Here is a 19,618-nt window from a genome sequence, read left to right on the forward strand (position 1 = left end):
AGAAGCCGCTGGCACACCGGACGGCACGTTTCCCGGAACCAGGGGGTAAGCAGGCGCGCTCCCGACAGCACACGACCAGAACCAAAGCATTCCAGTGCGGTGTGCGGCCGGGCGCCGTCGTCGGGTGCGCGGGGCGTTCGCCTCAGTACGGCCGGTGGGACGCGTGGCCTCCAGCGGCATCGGTGGCTTCGAACCAGTCCTTGGCGGCCCGCGTCTCGGCGAGGACCAACGCGACCACCACGAGGGCGAAGCCCAGAAAACCGGAGCCTTGTACGACGTTCATCAGCGTTCCGACGACGGCCATGACCAGCGCGACACGGAGCAGGGTCTGGGTCTTTCGACCACCCGCTCCCATCCGCACGGCGGCGGTGGTCTCCAGAGCCAGGACGCCTACGGCGAACAGCATCCCCAGGATGAAGAGCCCCATGGGAGTTCCCGTCGCTCCCACCACCCGGGTGAGGGACATCCCGGACGCGGACAGGAGCGCGAAGAGGGACACCAGTCCGAATGCGGCTATCGCGACGTGGATGAACAGGATCACCCGGACGGCGGTGAGCTGGCCTGGCACAGGGGGATTCACGAGGGCTCCTCGGAGATCGGCGTTCACGGAACTTTCGTGTCCGCCGCGCAACGATACAGAGCTCCGCGGGGGAGCCCCCATCGGAGTCCGCTGGGAGCGGCCAGGGCCGCCCTCACTCCGCCTCGTCGTCCAGCTCCTGCCAGCGCACGGACGAGACCTCCGGTTCCAGGCTGAGCCTCCTGACCAGCTGCTCCACGGCCTCGTCCTGGTGTCCGGCCGCGAAGATGTCGGCGTACACGGACACCAGGTCCTCGTCCTCGTCAAGGTGGCGGCAGTCCAGGGAGCGCAGTGTGAACTCGGTTTCGGACAGCGCCTGGAGCAGCAGGGCCCGTACGTGGGGGTCGTGGACGTCCGTGCACACGATCCGGACCCGGTAGACGATCTCGCCGTCCTTGGAGTTGACGGGAGAGCTCTTCTGCAACCGCCGGGCCACCGGGCGCAGCAGGACGTTGGCGGCCACCACCGCCACCGCGCCCATCGCCGCGACCAGGTAGACGCCGCTTCCGGCCAGGACGCCCACGGCGGCGGCGCACCAGATCGTCGCGGCCGTGTTGATGCCGCGGATGTTGATGCCGTCGCGCAGGATGACGCCCGCGCCGAGGAAACCGATACCCGACACCACCTGGGCCGCGATACGCGTGGGGCTGACCTCGTCGACGGCGTAGGCGGCCAGCAGGACGAACAGCGCCGACCCTACGGCGACGAGCGCGTTGGTGCGCAGGCCCGCCATGCGGGCCCGCCACTGGCGTTCGACACCGACCAGCGTGCCCAGGCCGAACGCGCAGCCGAGCCGGAGTGCGGCCTCCCACCATTCCAGCATCCGCCCACTCCCCCCACAGGTCGCCCGTTCGGTCCGCTTCGGAGGGTCCGCAGCGCCAGAACGCCGACACGTCCGGGACATCGCGCCCATCCCACCGGATACTGGACACGGCTACCCGCCCCTCCCCCGCGTACACCCGTTCTTCTGTGAAGGCGCCCAACCACCACGGACCACCAGACCAGAAGCCCGCGAACAGGGTTTTCGCCAGGCGCGTGTGTATAGTCGTGACCGGTCTGCTGTCGTCCCGGATGGGTGGGGAAGCCATGGGCACCGGTGAGGTGGAGGTGAGCTCGGCCGACATCGCCAGGATCGCGGGCGTGAAGCCGACGGCGGTGAGCAACTGGCGGCGCCGCCACGACGACTTCCCCAGGCCGGTGGGGGGCACCGACCGCAGCCCCCGGTTCGACCTGGGGCAGGTGGAGGAGTGGCTGTCCACCCACCGCCAGGTCCCGAGCATCGACCCCGACCAGCGCCTGTGGCAGGCGCTCGACTCCCTGCGCGCCTCCGTCCCCGTGGACGCGGTGCTCGTCCAGGCCGGGGTGCTGCTGTGGCACCTGAGCCGCGACCCCGAAGCCGGGGAGCAGGACGGACCGGCGCTGGCGGTGCACGCGTGGTGGAGTTTCGAGGATCTCCTCGAAGGCGCGGGTCTGACCGCTCTGTCCGAGCACCGCCCCGAACCCGTTCCGGGGGCCCAGCTGGCGCCGCTGGCCGACGCGGCGGTGCGCGCCGCGCGGGAGAGCGATCCGCGGACCGCCTTCGAACACCTGCTCAGCCGCCTGGACCAGCGCTCCCCCTCCGGCTCGCACACGGTCCCGCCCGAGTTGGCCGACCTCATGGTGAGTCTGGCCGGAGTCGGAGTCGGGAACGCCGGAACCGGCCCCGAAGACAGCGGGGGCGGTGGCACCGGGGCCACCGGGGACGGGGACGCCGGAACCGGCCCCGAAGACACCGTGGCCGCGGAGGGGAGCAGCGCCGGGAACGGGGACGGCCTCACCAGCACCGTGGCCGACCCCGCGTGCGGGCGGGGCGGGCTGCTGCTCGCCGCCGCGCGCGGCGGGCGGCGCGCCCTGCTGGGACAGGACCGGGACGCCGCCTCGGTGTGGCTGGCCGCCCTGCGCCTGGCCTTCGCCGGGGCCCTGACCGAGGGCACGGACCTGCGGGTGGCCGACGCGCTGCGCCTCCCCGCGTTCGCCCCGACCACACCGGACGGCGCGGACGGCGCCGACGCGGTCGTGTGCGCGCCGCCGTTCGGTGAGCGCAACTGGGGCAATGAGGAACTCGCGGAGGACCCCCGGTGGACCCACGGGGTCCCCCCGCGCCTGGAGTCCGACCTGGCCTGGGTCCAGCACTGCCTGTCCCTGATCCGTCCGGGCGGATCGGCGGTCGTGCTGATGCCCCCGGGCGCCGCCCAGCGCCCCTCGGGTCGGCGCATCCGCCGGTCGCTGCTGCGCGCGGGCGCCTTCCGCGCGGTGCTCTCGCTCCCGCCCGGGTTCGCGGCCCACTACGCCGTTCCCCTCCAGCTGTGGGTGCTGCGCCGCCCGGAGCGGGACGCGGTTCCCGCTCCCGTGCTGCTCGTGGACACCGCCCCCCACGAGCCCGGGCAGACCTCCGCGCAGGGCGAGGTCCTCGGCCGGATCGACCGGCTCTGGCGGGAGTACCTGGCCGATCCGGAGGACTTCGCCGAGCATCCGGGGGTGGCGCGGACGCTGGAGGTGGTCGACCTGCTGGACGAGGACGTGGACCTGACCCCCCGCACACGCCTTCCGGTTCCGCGCGCCGCGGCGGGAGACCTGGACCTGTTCGCCGAGCGGCGCACGCGCCTGGAGGGCGCGCTGCGCACACTGCGCACGCTCCTGCCCGAGGCGCCTGGGGTCGAGCCCGACGGCGAGGCGGTCGGGGTGGTCACGCTGGGCGAGCTGGCCCGGGCCGGGTCGGTGACGATCCGGCGGCCCCTCCCCCGGCGTTCGGCGGAGGAGGCGGGCCCGCGCGTCAGCGCCAGGGTGGTCACCGGTGAGGACGTGGCGCGGGGGGCGGGGGCCTCGCGCACGGAGGAGGTGGACGCCGACCCGATGCGCAATCCCCCGATCCAGGAGGGCGACGTCCTCATCCCGGCGTTGGCGCCGAGGCCCGCCGCGCGGGTGGCGACCGGGAACGACGCGGGCGCCTACCCCGGTGGCGGCCTGTACGTGGTGCGCACGAACCCGGGCGCGGTCGACCCGTGGTTCCTGGCGGGGTTCGTCACCAGCTCCGGGGAGAGCCAGAACATCACCCGGGTGAGCAGCAGCATGCGGGGTCACCTGAGGATCGATCCGTCCCGGATGCGGCTTCCGGTGCTGCCCGTGGAGGAGCAGAGGCGGTACGGGGAGCTCTTCCAGAAGGTGGCGCGGTTCCGGGAGGCCCTGCTGGAGTTCCAGGGGTGGGGCGAGGAGCTGGCCGGCCAGGCCGTCGACCTGGTCGCCGGGCGGTGGGAGACCTCTTCCTAGCGGCGGTAGGGAGCACCGGCCCGCTCCTTTGGACAGGGGCATCGCAACAGATCCTGGAAACCACCCGAGGTCCATCGGTCCAACATGAGCAAGCGGGGCGCGGACGGCCGGGTCCCGCACCGGGCCGACGGAAAGGTGCTCAAAGGCCCCGGATACCGGCCGCCGGTCCTCGACGGCATCGTCGCATGACCGACGGCCGAGATTCACGTCGTGGATGCGCCACCCGCCGCGCGGCGGAACCTCGTCGCGAGGCGATCGAACGCCGCCGCGAGCTCGTCCCCGTCGGTCACCTCGATGTCGACGTCGAGCTGTGTCATCCACAGCGCGAGCCGGTCCGGGTCGTCGGAACCCAGCTCGACACGGCACGTGGACTCGTCGATCACCTCGATATCGACCGGGACGGGGATCTTCGCGGCGACCCTGGCGGCGGGAGCATGCACGAGTACCCGGGCGCGGTACTTCCAGGCCGCCCTGCTGACGCGTCCGACGACGTACTCGACGGCATCGTCCCCCGGGATCACGCGCGGCTGGAACCGCGCACCCGTCGGTGCGTGCGCAACCATGCGGTCGACACGGAAGATCCGCCAGTCGTCACGGTCGAGATCCCACGCGAGCAGGTACCAGAGCGGCCCCCAGCTCACCAGCCGTCGCGGTTCGGTGTGGCGGGCCCCTTCACTACCCCCGGGCTTCGTGTATCCGAACCGGAGCCGTTCGTGGCCGCGGATCGCGGCAGCGACCGCGCCGAGAACCGAGAGGTCAAGCGGTGGTTCAGCCCCTGGAACGACGCTCGTCGCCTCGCGTACCGCCTCGACGCGCCGACGCAGGCGCGAGGGCAGCACCTGCTCCAGCTTCGCGAGCGCGGTGAGCGATGTCTCTTCGACGCCGAGCCTTCGGGTCGCGACCACACCTAGTCCGACCGCGACGGCGACGGCCTCGTCGTCGTCGAGCAGCAGTGGGGGCATCGCCGCCCCTGCGGCCAGCCGGTACCCGCCCGCGACGCCGGGGCGCGCGTCCACGGGATAGCCGAGCGACCGCAGCTTGCCGATGTCGGCGCGCACGGTCCTCGTGCTCACACCGAGCCGACCGGCGAGCTCGGAGCTCGTCCAGTCGCGCTTGAGCTGGAGCAATGACAGCAGTTCGAGCAGGCGGGCCGAGGTCTCCAACATGTTCCCCATCATTTCGGCAATCGCGGAAGCTCACCTGCCGCATTGCCTGGAAACGTCGGTGTCTTGACTTCCTCTCCTGCCGGAAGGCAGGAGATTCCGGAACCACCTACCGGTGGTTCGAGGCCAAAGCCTCGTCACGGGTCGCCCCGTGGCCTTCCTGCTTCGACGCCGACCGCCCCGTCCGGGAGGACTCCCGTTGAGGTCTCACACCAGCTCCCGCCCCTACTGTGTGGGCTTCGCCATGATCACACAGCGGGGGCCCGACCCCAACCGCCAGCCCGGCGGCCCTGAGATTGTTCGCCGCGTTCACATCGCGGTCATGGGTCACCCCACAACCGGGACAGGCCCACTCGCGTACGCGCAGCGGCAACGACACGTGCACGTACCCGCACCCGGGCGTCGAACACGCCTTGGAGAAGGGGAAGAACCGGTCCACCACGACCAGGTCCCGCCCGTACCACTGCGCCTTGTACTCCAGCATCGTGCGCAGCTCACGCCAGGCCACATCCGAGATCGCCCGGGACAGCCTGCGGTTCCTGACCAGATTGCGCACCGCCAGGTCCTCGATCACGACCACTTGGTTCTCGCGGACGAGTCGAGTAGTGAGCTTGTGCAAAAAGTCGCGCCTGCGGTCGGTGATACGGGCGTGCACCCGTGCCACCTTGCGGCGGGCCCTGTCCCGGTTCGCACTGCCCTTGGCCTTACGGGCCAGCGCCCGCTGAGCCCGGGCCAGCTTCGCTCGGTCGCGTTGCTCGTGGCGGGGGTTGGCCACCTTCTCCCCCGTCGACAACGCCACCAACGACGTCACACCCATGTCGACGCCAACCGCGTCGCGAGTGGCCGGAGCCGATGTGATGGTGTCCTCGCACAGGAGCGAGACGAACCAGCGCCCGGCAGCGTCACGCGACACCGTCACCGTCGACGGACGGGCCCCTTCGGGCAGGGGCCGCGACCACACGACGTCCAGGGGCTCGGCCATCTTGGCCAGGGTCAACTGCCCGTCGCGGTAACGGAACCCGGACCGGGAGTACTCCGCCGAGGCCCGCGACGTCTTCTTCGACTTGAACCGCGGGTACTTCGTGCGCCGGTCGAAGAAGTTCCGAGAAGCGGTGTGCAGGTGGCGCAGCGTCTGCTGGAGCGGGACGCAGGAGACCTCGGTGAGGAAGGACAGCTCCTCCGTCTTCTTCCAGGCGGTCAGCATCGCCGAGGTGTGAGAGTAGCCCACCAGCTCCTGACGCTGCTGCCAGGCGGCGGTGCGTTCGGCCAGAGCGCGGTTGTAGACCAGGCGCACACACCCGAACGTGCGCGACAGCTCAATCGCCTGTGCGTCGGTCGGATAGAAGCGGTACCGAAACGCCCGCTTCACGCTCTTCCTGGTCATGGCACACACCGTAGCGACCGCCTTGCGATCGCGTGAGGAAAATCCAACAGAAAGTGACAGAAAGGAGAGAGCGTGTCCTCCCCGCCCTGAAGGACGGGGTACCCACGCCCAACAAACAGATGAACGAGAACAACGCACTCACACCGTTCCGCGTCGACATCCCGCAGGCCGACATCGACGACCTGCGCAACCGGCTGGCACACACACGCTGGCCGGTCCCCGTACCGGGCCGAGACGATCGCACCGACTTCAGCCGCGGCATCCCGCTGGTGTACCTGAAGGAGCTCGCCGAGTACTGGCGCGACGGGTTCGACTGGCGTGCGCAGGAGGAGAAGCTCAACGAGTACGGACAGTTCACGACGGTCGTCGACGGCCAGACGTTCCACGTCGTCCACGCGCGATCGACGAACCCGGAGGCCACCCCGCTGATCCTGAACCACGGCTGGCCGGGCTCGTTCGTCGAGTACCAGCGACTCATCCCGCTGCTGACCGATGAGTTCCACGTGGTCATCCCGTCGCTGCCCGGCTTCGGGTTCTCCACCCCGCTGTCAGGGACCGGCTGGGAGCTGGCGCGGACGACGGAGGCCTACGCCGAGATCATGACACGTCTGGGCTACGAGAGGTTCGCGGCCCACGGCACCGACATCGGTGCGGGCACCGCCGGCCGCCTCGCGGCGCTCCACCCGGAGCGCGTCATCGGCACGCACATCGGCAGCGACCCCCGGTGGCTCGGGTTGATCGGCGACAAGTTCCCCTACCCCGACGGTCTGTCCGATGACGAGATGACCCAGATCGAGGCGGTGCGCGCCGAGGGCGCGGCCGAGCGCGGGTACCTGGCGATGCAGGACCACCGCCCCGACACGATCGGCGCGGCGCTCACCGACTCGCCGGTCGGTCAGCTCGCGTGGATCGCCGAGAAGTTCAAGACCGGGACCAGCGGCGCCTACCGGACGCCGGACGAGACGGTCGACCGCGACCAGCTCCTCACGAACATCAGCCTGTACTGGTTCACCCGCAGCGGCGCGTCGAGCGCGCAGTTCTACTACGAGTCCGAGCACTCCGGAATCGATGTGGTCATGGCCTCCGGCGTGCCGTCCGGATGGGCCGTGTTCGACACCCACCCGCTCATGCGCCGCGCGATGGACCCGTGGAAGGCGATCGGCCACTGGAGCGAGTTCGCCGAGGGCGGTCACTTCCCCGCGATGGAGGAGACGGAGCTGCTCGCGGACGACATCCGCACCTTCTTCCGTGGCGTTTCCTGACTCCGCGTCAGGGCCTGGGGCCACGAGGACCCGTTCGAGGCCCAGCCGGTCCGGCACGTCCAGGACCTCGTCGACCTCGAACCCGGCGGCGTTCAGCGGCGCCTCGATCTCGTCCCGCTCGTGAAACCGCGGGATCGAGACCGGGGTGACCGCCTCGCCGTCGGGCAGGATGCCGGGCGGGAAGCGGTAGGGGCACCGGACCGCCGTACGCGCCGCGGCCCCGTACGCGCCGCGGCCCCGTACGCGCCGCGGCCCCGTACGCGCCGCGGCTCCGTACGCGCCGCGGCTCCGAAGCGTCGAACCGCGCTGGGAGCCGCCCGCGGCCCGACCCTCGGCTGCTCCCCCAGGCCGTAGCCGGGAGACACCGGCCGCCCGGGAGACGCGTGCGACGGGAACGGCGGGTCAGGAGCCGTCCGTGACGCGCCTGCCGTCCCCGTCCTTGACGATGGTGAAGGAGTCCACGGCCTGGCCGTCGACGGTACGGGACCGGTACTCCAGGGTGTCGCCGTCCACCGAGACCGTCTGGAAGGTCTGGGTGTCGGTGCGCTGCACGCGCACCTCGGCGCCGTGGTCGGTCCAGTTGTCCTCGGCCGCGTCGTACGTCTTGGGGCCGGTCACCGCGACCACGTGGACCGGGCCGGTGTGCGTGTCGGGGTCGTCGGTCCGGTGCTCGGTCATGTTGCCGCGGGTGTAGGAGTGGTCGTGTCCCTGGAGGACCAGGTCCACGTCGTACTCCTCCAGCACCGGCAGCCACGCCTCGCGCAGCGGTTCGTTGTCGCGGTCGGGGTCGGCGGAGAAGACCGGGTGGTGGAAGGTGACCACGGTCCACTCGCGGGGGTTGTCGGCCAGCACCCGCTCCAGCCACCGCCGCTGTGTGTCCAGCCACCGCCCGGCCTCGTCCTGGGGCACCTCGCGGTAGTTGGAGTTGAGCACCACGAACCGTACGCCCTGGTAGTCGGTGTGGTAGACCGTCCCGGCCAGGTCCGCGCCCCGGCCGGGTCCGTTGCCCGCGCCGGGGAACTGCGGGACCCAGTGTTCGCTCAGCCCGTCGTCGTACTCGTGGTTGCCCGGCGTGGCCACGTGGTTCATGCTCCCGGTGGCCGGGCCGAAGGCGTCGAACCACTCGTCCCACTCGGAGCCGCTGTCGGCCGAGTCGACCAGGTCGCCGGAGTGCACGGCCAGCTCGGCGTCGGGTGCGGCCTCCAGTCCGGCCCTGATGACGGGGGCGGCCTCGTCGGTGATGTCGTTCTGGATGTCGCCGAAGTACAGGAAGCTGAAGGGCTCGGCACCCTCGGCGGCGGTGGTGAAGGTGCGCCAGTCGCTCACCGATCCCCCCGTGTCACCGCCGTCGCCGCCTCCGCCCTCGCCACCACCGCCGCCGTCCTCGCCACCGCCGTCCTGGCCGATCCGGTAGCGGTAGGCGGTGTCCGGTTCCAGATCGGTGGCCGTGGCCGCGAAGGTGGAACCGGGCTCCTCTCCTCCGGTGGCCTGCCCCGGGATCCGGACGGGTTCCGCGGATCCGTCCTCGGGACCGATCTCCAGGAAGGCCTCCTCCGCACCGAAGGCGCGCCAGGTCACGGCCTGGGAGGTGCTGGGGTCGGCGGTGGGTGAGAGGAGGACCCGGTCGACGGGCTGCTCGGGCGGGGCCTCGGGGGTGCAGGCGCACAGCCCGACCGCGAGGACCGCGCCGCTGAGGGCCGCGAGCACGCGGGACGGAGCGTCGGGCATGAGGGGACCTGTCCTTTCTGGCGGCGGAGCGGTGCCGCGAGTGTGGAGGGGCGTCGGGGGAGCCGCCGACGCGGCGGCTCCCCCCGGTCTCCCTGTCCAGCTACCCGGCCAGGGAGTTGAGCATGGGCCCGAACTCCTCGTCGGAGGTCAGCAGTGAGACCGACCTGTTCTCGTGGTCGATCCTGGCCCCCACGGGACGCAGGTCGGGCGGCGTGCCCTGCTCGCGCGAGCGCGAACCGGGGTGCCACCAGTAGAGCTGGGCGCTGACGGGCTTGTCGCCGTCGGCGGTGAACCGCTCGGCGATCTGCTGCATGTGGTCCATGGCGGCGATCGGGTGGCCCTGCCCCAGGGGGTGGGCGAGGAGCACCTCGGGGACGGGGAAGGCCACGAGCGCGCCGTGCGGCAGGTCGCCGAGGTAGCGGTCGAGGGCGTGCGCGTGCGCCGCCACGTAGGGGTGCTGGCCGCCGATGTGCACGATGCGCGCCCCGTTGACCTCGTGTTCGCTGACCTCGACGGTCTCGGCCACGGAGGCGGCCACGGCCTCGGCGAAGACCTCGCCGTCGGGGCGGCCGGAGCGCTCGTGCACCTGCCGGGGCAGCGGCCGCAGCGAGTCGGAGGCGTCGACGACGACGGTCTGCCACAGCCCGGGGGCGATCTCGCGGGTCAGGAGGGAGTCCAGCACCCCCTCGGGAAACGCGGAGGCGGGGTAGAGGCGCGCCCGCAGCCGTCCGTCGGTGTCACCGCCGCCCTGCCCGGTGGCCTGGCTCAGCTGTTCGACGGACGTGCGCGCGAACTGGGCGGTGTTGTGCGCGATCTGCTCGGGGGTGGCCCCGTTCAGGGCGGCGCGCAGCCCGCTGATGTCGGCGCTGGCGTGGTTGCCGTCGGGCAGTGTCACGACGAGCGTGTCGGCGCCCTGGAAGGCGGCGCTCACCCCGGCCTCGGCGAAGGCCGCCGCCAGGGAGGAGGCCACCGTGTCGTCGGGGTCCGCCGGGGAGGGAACGCCGGCCGGGTCAGCTGCCAGGGCGGGGTCCGCGTTCCGCGTACCGGCGGAGGACGCGTCGGCGGAGGACCCGCCGGCGGCCTGCTCACGCTCCCGCGCGGCGCGGGCCATGAAGTCCGCGAAGTGGGCGGCCAGGTCGGTCCGCTGCTCGTCCGTGGCGATGGCGGCCTGGTCGAAGGTGTCCCTCATGTCGGCCTCCATGAGGACCGTGCCCCCGGAGTCGAACACGCGCAGGTGGGTCGGCGGCAGGAAGTCGGCGCGCAGCCCCTCCCGCTCGCACGCCCGCACCAGGGCCGCGCCGAACTCCTCGCGTATCCGCTCGGGCTCCAGTTCGCGCGCCTGCTCCAGCCTGGCGCCGAGCCAGCCCGGGATCCGGTCGTGCGAGCGCGGGAAGCGCTCCAGTTCCTGGGCGTAGACGAGCGGGCTCGTCCCGGGCGGCAGGTCGGGCTCGGTGTCGTGGTTGTACTCGACGTTGAACTGGTGCGAGTGGTGGACCGAGAGGATCACGGAGAGCCAGGTGCCCCCGCCCTCCTGGAACCCGGACCGCTTGAGCGCGTCGACGAGGTCGTCGACGCCGTCGGGCACCTCCAGCTGCCGGACCTGGCCGTCCGCCTCCTGGACGGCGAGCATGTCGCTGCGGTGGGCGCCGATCACCCTGGCCAGGTAGGTGAGCTGTTGCCAGCCCTGCGGGACGACCGCGACCAGTCGCCCGGCGAGGTCCTGGAGGATCTCGCCCTGTTCCAGGGGGCCGGGAGGTTGGGGAGTCATGTGGGGCTCCGTGTCCGTGTGGGTGCGTTCGGTCGGTTGCGCGCTCCCTTCCTATCGTGTCGGGGGGGCAGAGCGTGACCTCGCCCGCACCTGACGCTGTTCGCAGCGCACCACCGCACGGAACGCCCTCAGTCCGCGAGCGCGTCGAGGTAGACCCAGGCGCCCTCGTGGCGGACGAAGCGGCTGTTCTCGACGAGCGCCTCCTCGCGTGCTCCCTCGCGGTACGACGCCCGGAAGGCGACCGTGCCCTCGTTGTGGAACGGGGTGCCCCCGGTGGTGGACAGGATCTCCAGGCGCACCCACTCGGTGCCGGGGTCCAGGTCCAGGCGCCGCGGTCTGGTGCTCGGGTGCCAGGTCCGCAGGAGGTGGTCGCGGTCGCCGACGGCGAAGGCGCTGTAGCGCGAGCGCATGAGCTGTTCGGCGGTGGACGCCGTGGCCCGGCCGCTGTGCAGGCGGCCGCAGCAGTCCCGGTAGGCCGCGGGGCCGCCGCAGGGGCAGGGCGCCTCGGGGTCGGCCGAAGGCTGTGGCGGGGACGTGCGGTGGCGGGTTCTGCGCTGCGACATGCCCTCCATTGTGGCCTCCGGCGTCCCCATGCGGTGACGTGCTCCTCCCCCGGGGGGACGGGCCCCGGGCTCAGGCGCGGCCCGAACCGTCGGAGCCGTCGGAGAGGGGCCGCGTCAGGCCGGTCGGCGGCGTTCCGCCCCGGACGTCCTGGCCGGTGAGGGCGGAGTGCACCTCGGCCGCCACGGACTCGACGGTGTCCACCCCGTACCGCATTCCGTCGTTGCCGTCGGTCAGGACCACGATGTCGTAGTCGCCGACCGGGGTGCCACGGAAGCCGCCGATGCTGTGCACCCGCCAGAGGTTCGTGTCGGTGTGGGGCAGCCAGCCGTTCTTGAGGTACGCCTCGGCGTCGGCGGGCGCGCCCGAGGGCACGCCCCAGCGCTGTTCCTCGGTCACGTCGCCCATGAGGCCGCGCGCGAACTCGCGCTCCTCCTGGCCGAGCACGTCGTTGTCCGTGCGCAGCAGGCGGAGCAGGGTGAGCTGGTCGGAGACGGTGATCCCCATCAGTCCGACGTAGCCCTCGGGGTCCGGTCTCGTGGCGTCCATGCCCGCCAGGTCGAGGAAGCGCTGGACGCGCTCGGGGCCGATCCGGTCGCGCAGCTCCGTGGCCGCGTCGTTGTCGGAGACGGTGATCATGTCGGTCGCCAGGTCCTTCTCCTCGGCGGTGAGTTCCCGGTCCTCGTCCATGGCGGTGCGCAGCAGCGCGCCGAGGACGACGACCTTGCCGACGCTGGCCGCGTCGAACTCCGCGTCGGGGTCGAGGCCGCAGGTGAGGTCGCCGCCGTGCGCGAAGACTCCCACGGCGATCGTCCCCTCCCGCTCGTCCGCCCGCTGACGGATCCGTTCGTCGAGCCGTCGCGCGACGTCGGGGTGCGACTCGGAGGCGCAGATCGGCTCCTGCGCGAAGGCGGCCGTCGGCGGCACGGCGGCGGTCAACCCGGCGGCGAACGCCGCGGCGAGGACCACGGCGGCGGACCGTGCCGGACGTCGGTGCCCGGTGGGCGTGCGGTCGACAGGCATGGAAGGAGTTCTCCCTCGTTCGGCGGAGCGGGGCGGCGGAGCGGGGCGCGGACAGGGCCATCCATCACTCTGGATGATCACTCGGACACACAGGGCAACCGATCGGCGTCCTTCGATTCTCGGTGCCCGCGCTCCGCCACGCGTGAGCGACACGGGCTCCGTTCCCGCCCCTCCGCGTCCACCCCTCCGGAGCAGCGCGCCGGGGCCGGTCGCCGTGCCCGGCGCACGTGTCTCCCGTCTGGGACGCGACCTCCGGCACCTGTCACCGACCCGGGATCTCGGAAAGCGCGGAATCCGGGGCCTCCCGTCCGAGAGATACGGATCAAGGGGCAGCGCACCGGGCTGGTCACCGCTTGGCGGCGGTTTCCGTCAACCGCCCACATCCGGTGTGGCGTTGTGCTTGCATGTGACCCCGCGCTCTGCTCCTCCCCCGTACAGCACAGCCGCCAGGAGGCCCCGTGACAGGACCGGACCGACACCGAACCGGTCAGGCAGCGTCCGCCCCCGGCCCGTCCGACGGTCCTCGCGACGTGTCCGCCCCGGGCGGACGGAGCGGGCGGACGACGGAGGCCGTGTGATGTCCGGCCCGACGTCCGGCTTCTCCTGGCGCGCCCGCCTGTCCGTCATGGTGGAGAGGGACGGCGAGGAGGCCGAGGCTCCGTTGGGCGCGGCGTTCCTCGTCGGCTCCCGCCACGTAGTCACCTGTGCCCACAACCTGGAGGGGCTCGGTGAGGAGACGGACGTGCACGTGTGCTTCCCCCTCCCCGGCAGGAACGGTGTCCACCGGTTCGCCCGGATCGCGGTGCGCGCGAACTGGCGCGGCGGGGAGCCCGACGTCGCCGTCCTGGAGCTGGACGAGGACACCGACATCCGCCCCGCCCTCCTGGCCTCTCCCCACGCGCTCCTGCCCCCCGGCGTCGGGCCCGCCGCCGGGGCCACCGGCACCGGACACGGCAGGATCGAGGTGGCCGCTCTGGGTTTTCCCACGTCGGAGGCCGGGGGGACGTCCCCGGACGACCGGTCTCCGGAGCTGGTCTTCAACGACCACGACGGGACCGTGCTGGACCTGTTCACCAGGCAGGACAGGCACCTCACCCAGGACAGGTGGCAGGTCACACTCGCCTCCGACGATCCGGGGACGATCAGCCACGGGTACAGCGGCGCGGGCGCCTACCTCACCGGAGCGTGGTGGCGGGGCTGGGAGGAGGACGACCGGCACGTCGTCGGCATGATCAGCACCGGAGACCGGCGTGTCAGGGGCCGCAGCGGCACGATGATCCCCCTGTCGGCGATCGGCCGCGTGTGGGAGGAGATCGACGACCACATCGACCTGGGCTGGTTCACCCCGGACGCCCGCAGGCGACTGCGCCGGATCGTCACCGGGCTCGGCGACGAGGTCGACTTCCGCGGGGTCCACGGACTCTGCTTCCCCCACTTCCAGCACGACCCCGTCGACGTCGCGCCCGCCACGCCCTGGCAGTGGGTCCGCCACACCGCCGAGAAGGGCCTGTCCGGCGACCGCGAAGGCGATCTGGGCGCGTTCCTGCGGCGGGTCCACGCCAGTCTCCCGCCCGACCGCGGGGACGGGCTGCGCACGTGGCTGGAGGAGTACTGCGGCACGGGGTCCGCCGATCCCGAAGCCCCCTCCTACGTCACCGTGACCGCGCACAGGCTGCTGTACGACGACACCTACACCGTCACCCTGCGGCGCGAGGACGAGGGCGTGCCCGGCGCGTCCCTGGAGCTGGCCGAGGTACCCGAGGACGAGTTGCGGGACTCGGTCGAGCCTCGCCTGAACGCGCTGCTCCTGGGCTACGACAGGCACGACGCGAACACGCTCTTCGAGTTCGTGGTCCCGGTCCCGCTGTTCCACACCGGGTTCGAACTGTGGAACCTCACCTCCTTCCAGCAGATCACCGACCGCTACCCGGTGGTGGTCTCGGCCTCGGAGCTGCACATGACCCTGTTCCAGGGGGCGGAGCCCTCCTCCGACGACGCCGGGAACGCCTTCCACAGAAACGCCGCCCTCAGGGAGCGGTGGAACGTCCTCCAGACCCGGGGCAAGGCCGGTGCGCAGGTCCTCGCCTGCGTCGGGACCACCGACCGCGTGACGACCAAGCGCAGGCTCAACGCCCGCGCCGACAGGCAGGCACTGGTCCACTCCACCCTCGCCCGGATCCCGCAGATCGAGGGCGCCCTGGACGCCGGGGTGCCGATCATGCTCCTGCCGCGCCGGGCCTGCGACCACGACGACCACGGCGACTGCTCCGGCGCGCGCCGGGCAGGGCAACTCAAGCGCCTGGTCGAGGGGACACCGTTCGACAAGCTCGCGGACAGGGTCCGGCACGTGCGCAGGCAGGCACTGGGCGAGGAGGGTGAGGACCACTGCGGCCACAAGCTCTCCCTGATCGTGAACGACCCCGGCCGTATCGGCCGCAACACCGAACCGCCCATGTACATGGGAAGCGAGGATCCGGTATGACGGACTGGAGAATCTTCCGGGGCACCCGGGAACCCCACGAGTTCAGGGGGCTGCCGGACCCTCCTCCGTGGCGCGCCTTCGACGGGGGCCCGCCCCTGCCCCACCCCGAGCGCGAGGACGAACCCCACGCGGCGGTCTCCTACCTCGCCTCGGAGGAGGCCGTCGAACAGGTCAACACCGCCCTGTACCTGCGCCGCCCCCTGCTGGTCACCGGCCCGCCCGGGGCGGGCAAGTCGGCCCTGGCCGAGGCGGTCGCCCACGAGCTCCGGCTCGGGCCGCTGCTGTACTGGCCCATCACGAGCCGGGTGACCCTGCGCGACGGCCTGTACCGCTACGACCCCCTCGGCCGCCTGTACTCGGCGAGCCGTGCGGGCGGGGCCCGGGAGGGGAGCGGCGGCCACGCGCCGGAGGAGGACATCGGGGACCACATCCGCCTGGGCCCGCTGGGAACGGCGCTGCTGCCCTTCGAGAAGCCGCGGGTGCTTCTCATCGACGAGATCGACAAGAGCGACATCGACCTGCCCAACGACCTGCTCACCGTCTTCGAGAGGGGCTCCTACGAGATTCCCGAGCTGATGCGCGTGCGCGCCTCCGGCCCGGGGGCGTCCCCGAAGGGGGCGGAGGGCGCGCGGAGACGGGACCAGGGCACACGGGGCCCCGGAGGGAACGGCCGAAGGTCCGCGGAGGCGGACGGACCCGGCTCACGGTCCGTCCCCGCCTCCGGTGTCGAGGTGCTGACCGCCGACGGCGCCACGTCCGCGACCATCCGCTCCGGCCGGGTCCAGTGCCGCGCCTTCCCTCTGGTCGTCATGACCAGCAACGGCGAACGCGCGTTCCCCCCGGCCTTCCTGCGCCGCTGCGTCAAGCTGGAACTGCGCCTTCCCGAGGAACCCGGGGAACTCGCCGCCATCGTCCACCAACACCTCCAGGACCTCCCCCCGCACCTGCACGACCAGATCGACGCGCTCGCCGAGGACTTCCTCGCCGCGCACCGGGGTGGTGGTGTGCTGGCCACCGACCAGCTCCTCAACGCCGCCTACATGCGCTGGCACACGGTCGGGGACCCCTCCATGCCGAGGGAGGCGCTGGCCAGGAAGCTGATGCGGCCCCTCAACGGCCAGGACTGAGCCCGGTGCACCACGACCGGCGCCTGTACTCGCTGCTGCACGAGGCACCGCCCCGCGAACTCGGCGGACCCACACCCCTGGAGATCGCCGAGGTGCTGTGGCTGGGTGCCCACACCGGCCGACCAGCCGTCTCCCCCGCCGGCCCGGAGGAGTCCGTCCCGGCACCTCCCGTCCGACCGCCCCCGGAGGTCACGTCCCGCGAGAGGCACGAGCGACCAGAGCGACCGGACCGGACCGGCGCCTCCACGCCCGCGTCGCGGCCGAAGGCGGGCGACCTGCCTCCCGTGGAGGTGGGGAGACCCCCGAGGACGGCGCAGGACCACGACGCTTCCCGGGCCCAGGAGGCGCCCGGCGCCCTCCCCGACGACGGGATCGCCGACACAGCCGAACGCCTCCTGGCCCTGCACTTCCCGCCCGCCCCCGGAGCGGGAAGGGGCTCCGCCGCCACCGGCACACGGGTGCCCGTCCCGCCCATGATCGACAGACCCCTGGCGTTGCAGCGCGCGCTGCGCCCGCTCAACCTGCGGGTCCCCACGGCCGCAGCCGAGGTCCTGGACGAGGAGGCCACCGCCCACCGCATCGCCGACCGGCGTCCGACGGACTCCTGCCCGTGGGCGCCCGTGCTGGTGCCCGGGCAGGAGCGCTGGCTGAACCTGCTCCTCATCGTGGACACCGGGCCGAGCATGGGACTGTGGCGCCCCCTGGCCCAGGAGCTCCACACCCTGCTGCACGGCATGGGGGTGTTCCGCGACGTGCGCGTGGGCTACCTCGTACGCGGTTCCGCGTCCTCGGGCACGGAGTTGGGCGTGGCGCCGTCGCCGCACGGCCCGCCCCAGGACGCGGCCACCGCGGTCGACCCCTCCGCCCGCCGGGCCGTCCTGGTCCTGAGCGACTGCTCCGGACCGCACTGGTGGTCCGGGCTGGCGGGAGCCGTGCTGCACCTGCTGGCGCGCCACGGTCCCACCGCCGTCGTGCAGCCCCTGGCCGAGGCGCAGTGGCGGCGCACCGGCGCTCCGGTCCTGCCCTCCCTGGCCACGGGCGCGCGGCCGGGGGCGCCCAACACCGAACTGCGGCTGACTCTCGCCCCCGGGGCCCCCGGGCCCGCGTCCGACAGCGTGCCCGTCCCCGTTCTGCGCTGCGCGCCGCGCTGGTTCGGTGACTGGGCCGAGCTCGTGGGCTCGGGAAACCGCGCGGTCCCGGCGGCGGTGACGTACGTGAGTGGGCGGGCTCCGCGCACGGCCCCCGCCCCGGTCTCCTACGAGCGGCCGCTGACGGTGCGCCAGCGGGTCCACAGGTTCCAGAGCGCCGCCTCCCCCGGTGCCGTCGCGCTGGCGGCGCATACGGCTCTGTCCACCCCGGCCCTACCCGTCATGCGGATGATCCAGCACGAGGTCCTGCGCGACGCGGACTCCGGGGTGCTGGCCGAGGTGCTGCTCAGCGGTCTCCTGCGTCCGGTGGACCACGAACAGGGTTTGTACGCCTTCGTGGAGGGCGCCGCGGAGGCGCTCAGGTCCGTGCTGCCCCGCTCCACCGCCCGAAGGACCGCACGGCTGCTCGACGCGTTGTCGGACGGTGTGCGCAGGCAGGCGGACGCAAACGGCGAGCGCTTCCCCGCCTACCTCGTCGGCGGGGGCGGGGACCGCTTCACCGATCCGGGGAGCACACCGTTCGCGTGGGTCAACCCCGACACTTTGCGCCTGCTGGACCCGAGGGCGGCCAGGTCGGTGGCGACGGTGGAGAAGCTCCCGCGGAAGGCGGCGGGACACGTCCTGCTCCCACGCCTCGCGCACGGGGACAGGCAGCGGGAGGCGTCATCGCGGTCGCCGCTCACGTCCTTTCTGGAGCAGGCCGTGTCCGAGAGCCGGGGACCGGTCGTTCTCGGAGAGGTACCGCCCAAACCCAGGCGCTTCATCCCGCGACCGGACCTCAGAGGCCGCCTGGACTCACTGGAGGAGGGCCGCGGCCTGGTTCTGGCGGGCGAGGGGGGCACGGGTAAGACACTGCTCGCCGCCGACCACGCCACCCGGGCGGCACGAAGGGGGGACGTCGACCTGGTGCTGTGGGCGAACGGCGCGGACCTTGAGAAGGTTCTGACCTCCTATGCCAGGTCCGCGCCCTCCCTGGCCCTCGCTCTGTTCTCCCCCGAGGGCGACCTCCGCACGGAGATCCGGAACGGTCCCCGCGCCCTGACCCGCGAGCTCTGCGGCTGGCTCGCGGAGACGTCCGTGCGGTGGCTGCTCGTCCTCGACGGCCTGGACCACCCGGGCGACGTCCTCGACCTCCTCCCGCTGAGAAGCCGCCGCGGACGGGTCCTGGCCACCAGCCGCCGCCACGACGTCCTCGGCGGGGCGATCCCGAAGCACGCCGTGGTCGAGGTGGGCGGGTTCGCCCGGGAGGAGGCCGTCGAGTACCTCTCGCAGCACTTCTTCGGCGCTCCCGCCTTCAGCTCCTCTGCGGGGATCGGGATACTGGCCGACTACTTCGGCCACCACCCGCTCGCCCTGTCCCTGGCGGCGTCCACCGTCGTCGCGGAGGGGCTGACCCCCCTGGAATACCTCCGGGGAAAGGGAGACCGCACCGCCGCCCCCGTCCAGGAAGCGGTCCACCTGTCCCTGGTCAGGAACAGCCGGGTACCCTACCTGAGCTCGATGCCCCTGCTCCTCATGATCCGGCTCTTCGGGCACACCGACGTCCCTCTGCGTCTGCTCACCACGTCCACCGTCCGCGCACACCTGAACCGGCAGTTGCCCCGAACCGTCAGGGCGGCGCAGGACGTCACGGACATCCTGCACGATCTGGAGAGCCTGTCACTGATCCGGATCGAGGACAGCCCCGACGGTCTCGACAGCACGATCTGGGTCCATGACAGCGTCCGCCCGCCCGTCCACGACCTCTCGGTTTTCCTCACCGCGTCGAACACCGCGGTCGCGGCCGTGGACTCCCTGTCGGAGGCCTGGCAGGCTGCCGCTGACCACCCCGAGTGGACCGGGCGTCTGCGCCGGAGCGCCATCGCCCTGCGCCGCAGCAGCGAGGAGATCTTCCCTCCCGGGAGGATCCTCCCGGGCGCGATCCCCCGCAGGAGGGAGGCCGCGCAGTTCTACGCGCGGCTGGTCCGCGCCCTGGAACGGATCCTGGGTCCCGACCACGAGGAGACCCGCCTGGCCCGCACCACCGAACGGTTCTGGTGGTGACCGGACGAAACCGACAGGCTCCCTCCCGATGACGAATCACACGTTT

The 19,618-nt window shown here is 72.4% G+C and carries 13 protein-coding genes; 5 read left to right on the plus strand and 8 right to left on the minus strand.

The features are described from left to right. Window positions 1–142: 142 nt before the first annotated feature. Together ACSIH6_RS13430 and ACSIH6_RS13435 are read right to left on the minus strand one after the other, a co-directional pair. Entirely contained in the window at window positions 143–580 is a 438-nt protein-coding gene (locus tag ACSIH6_RS13430; RefSeq protein ID WP_435108600.1) for a hypothetical protein, read from the minus strand. Between the two features lie 112 nt (window positions 581–692). Continuing rightward, entirely contained in the window at window positions 693–1,400 is a 708-nt protein-coding gene (locus tag ACSIH6_RS13435; protein ID WP_435108601.1) for an MgtC/SapB family protein, read from the minus strand. A 263-nt stretch (window positions 1,401–1,663) separates the two neighbouring features. On the opposite strand from ACSIH6_RS13435, the gene ACSIH6_RS13440 reads away from it, so the two are divergent. Continuing rightward, window positions 1,664–3,883, plus strand: coding sequence for an N-6 DNA methylase (locus ACSIH6_RS13440; protein WP_435108602.1), 2,220 nt, complete (start codon window positions 1,664–1,666; stop codon window positions 3,881–3,883). 203 nt (window positions 3,884–4,086) lie between these two features. On the opposite strand, the gene ACSIH6_RS13445 is transcribed toward ACSIH6_RS13440, so the two are convergent. Both ACSIH6_RS13445 and ACSIH6_RS13450 read right to left on the minus strand, forming a co-directional pair. After that, window positions 4,087–5,049: a helix-turn-helix transcriptional regulator gene (locus ACSIH6_RS13445; RefSeq protein WP_435108603.1), complete on the minus strand. Its 963-nt coding sequence runs from the start codon at window positions 5,047–5,049 to the stop codon at window positions 4,087–4,089. Window positions 5,050–5,155: 106 nt separating this feature from the next. Next, entirely contained in the window at window positions 5,156–6,430 is a 1,275-nt protein-coding gene (locus tag ACSIH6_RS13450; RefSeq protein WP_435108604.1) for an RNA-guided endonuclease InsQ/TnpB family protein, read from the minus strand. A 119-nt stretch (window positions 6,431–6,549) separates the two neighbouring features. Here ACSIH6_RS13450 and ACSIH6_RS13455 point away from each other — a divergent pair, with 119 nt between their 5' ends. Continuing rightward, window positions 6,550–7,692, plus strand: a complete 1,143-nt coding sequence (locus ACSIH6_RS13455) for an epoxide hydrolase family protein (RefSeq protein ID WP_435108605.1) — start codon at window positions 6,550–6,552, stop codon at window positions 7,690–7,692. Between the two features lie 402 nt (window positions 7,693–8,094). Here ACSIH6_RS13455 and ACSIH6_RS13460 read toward each other — a convergent pair whose 3' ends face one another. The 4 genes from ACSIH6_RS13460 to ACSIH6_RS13475 all read right to left on the minus strand — a co-directional run bounded on the left by ACSIH6_RS13460 (window position 8,095) and on the right by ACSIH6_RS13475 (window position 12,772). Beyond that, window positions 8,095–9,420, minus strand: a complete 1,326-nt coding sequence (locus ACSIH6_RS13460; RefSeq protein ID WP_435108606.1) for a purple acid phosphatase family protein — start codon at window positions 9,418–9,420, stop codon at window positions 8,095–8,097. Window positions 9,421–9,520: 100 nt separating this feature from the next. Next, window positions 9,521–11,188 carry a hypothetical protein gene (locus tag ACSIH6_RS13465; protein WP_435108607.1) on the minus strand — a complete coding sequence of 556 codons (1,668 nt, stop codon included), beginning with the start codon at window positions 11,186–11,188 and terminating at the stop codon, window positions 9,521–9,523. Window positions 11,189–11,316: 128 nt separating this feature from the next. After that, window positions 11,317–11,760: a YchJ family protein gene (locus tag ACSIH6_RS13470; protein WP_435108634.1), complete on the minus strand. Its 444-nt coding sequence runs from the start codon at window positions 11,758–11,760 to the stop codon at window positions 11,317–11,319. Between the two features lie 61 nt (window positions 11,761–11,821). Further along, window positions 11,822–12,772, minus strand: coding sequence for a serine hydrolase (locus tag ACSIH6_RS13475; protein WP_435108608.1), 951 nt, complete (start codon window positions 12,770–12,772; stop codon window positions 11,822–11,824). Window positions 12,773–13,349: 577 nt separating this feature from the next. Between ACSIH6_RS13475 and ACSIH6_RS13480 the strand changes: the two genes are divergently transcribed. The 3 genes from ACSIH6_RS13480 to ACSIH6_RS13490 are packed head-to-tail and all read left to right on the plus strand — an operon-like array spanning window position 13,350 to window position 19,572. After that, the gene (locus ACSIH6_RS13480) at window positions 13,350–15,254 is read left to right on the plus strand and encodes a VMAP-C domain-containing protein (RefSeq protein ID WP_435108609.1); all 1,905 of its coding nucleotides are present in this window, start codon (window positions 13,350–13,352) and stop codon (window positions 15,252–15,254) included. Then, a complete protein-coding gene (locus ACSIH6_RS13485) occupies window positions 15,251–16,381 on the plus strand; it encodes an AAA family ATPase (RefSeq protein WP_435108610.1) in 1,131 nt (376 codons plus the stop codon). Before ACSIH6_RS13480 ends, ACSIH6_RS13485 begins: the two co-directional genes overlap by 4 nt. A 5-nt stretch (window positions 16,382–16,386) precedes the next feature. Continuing rightward, a complete protein-coding gene (locus ACSIH6_RS13490; RefSeq protein ID WP_435108611.1) occupies window positions 16,387–19,572 on the plus strand; it encodes an SAV_2336 N-terminal domain-related protein in 3,186 nt (1,061 codons plus the stop codon). Window positions 19,573–19,618 lie beyond the last annotated feature (46 nt).

The organism is Nocardiopsis synnemataformans (genome assembly GCF_965343085.1).
GTDB classification, from domain to species: Bacteria; Actinomycetota; Actinomycetes; order Streptosporangiales; family Streptosporangiaceae; genus Nocardiopsis; species Nocardiopsis alborubida.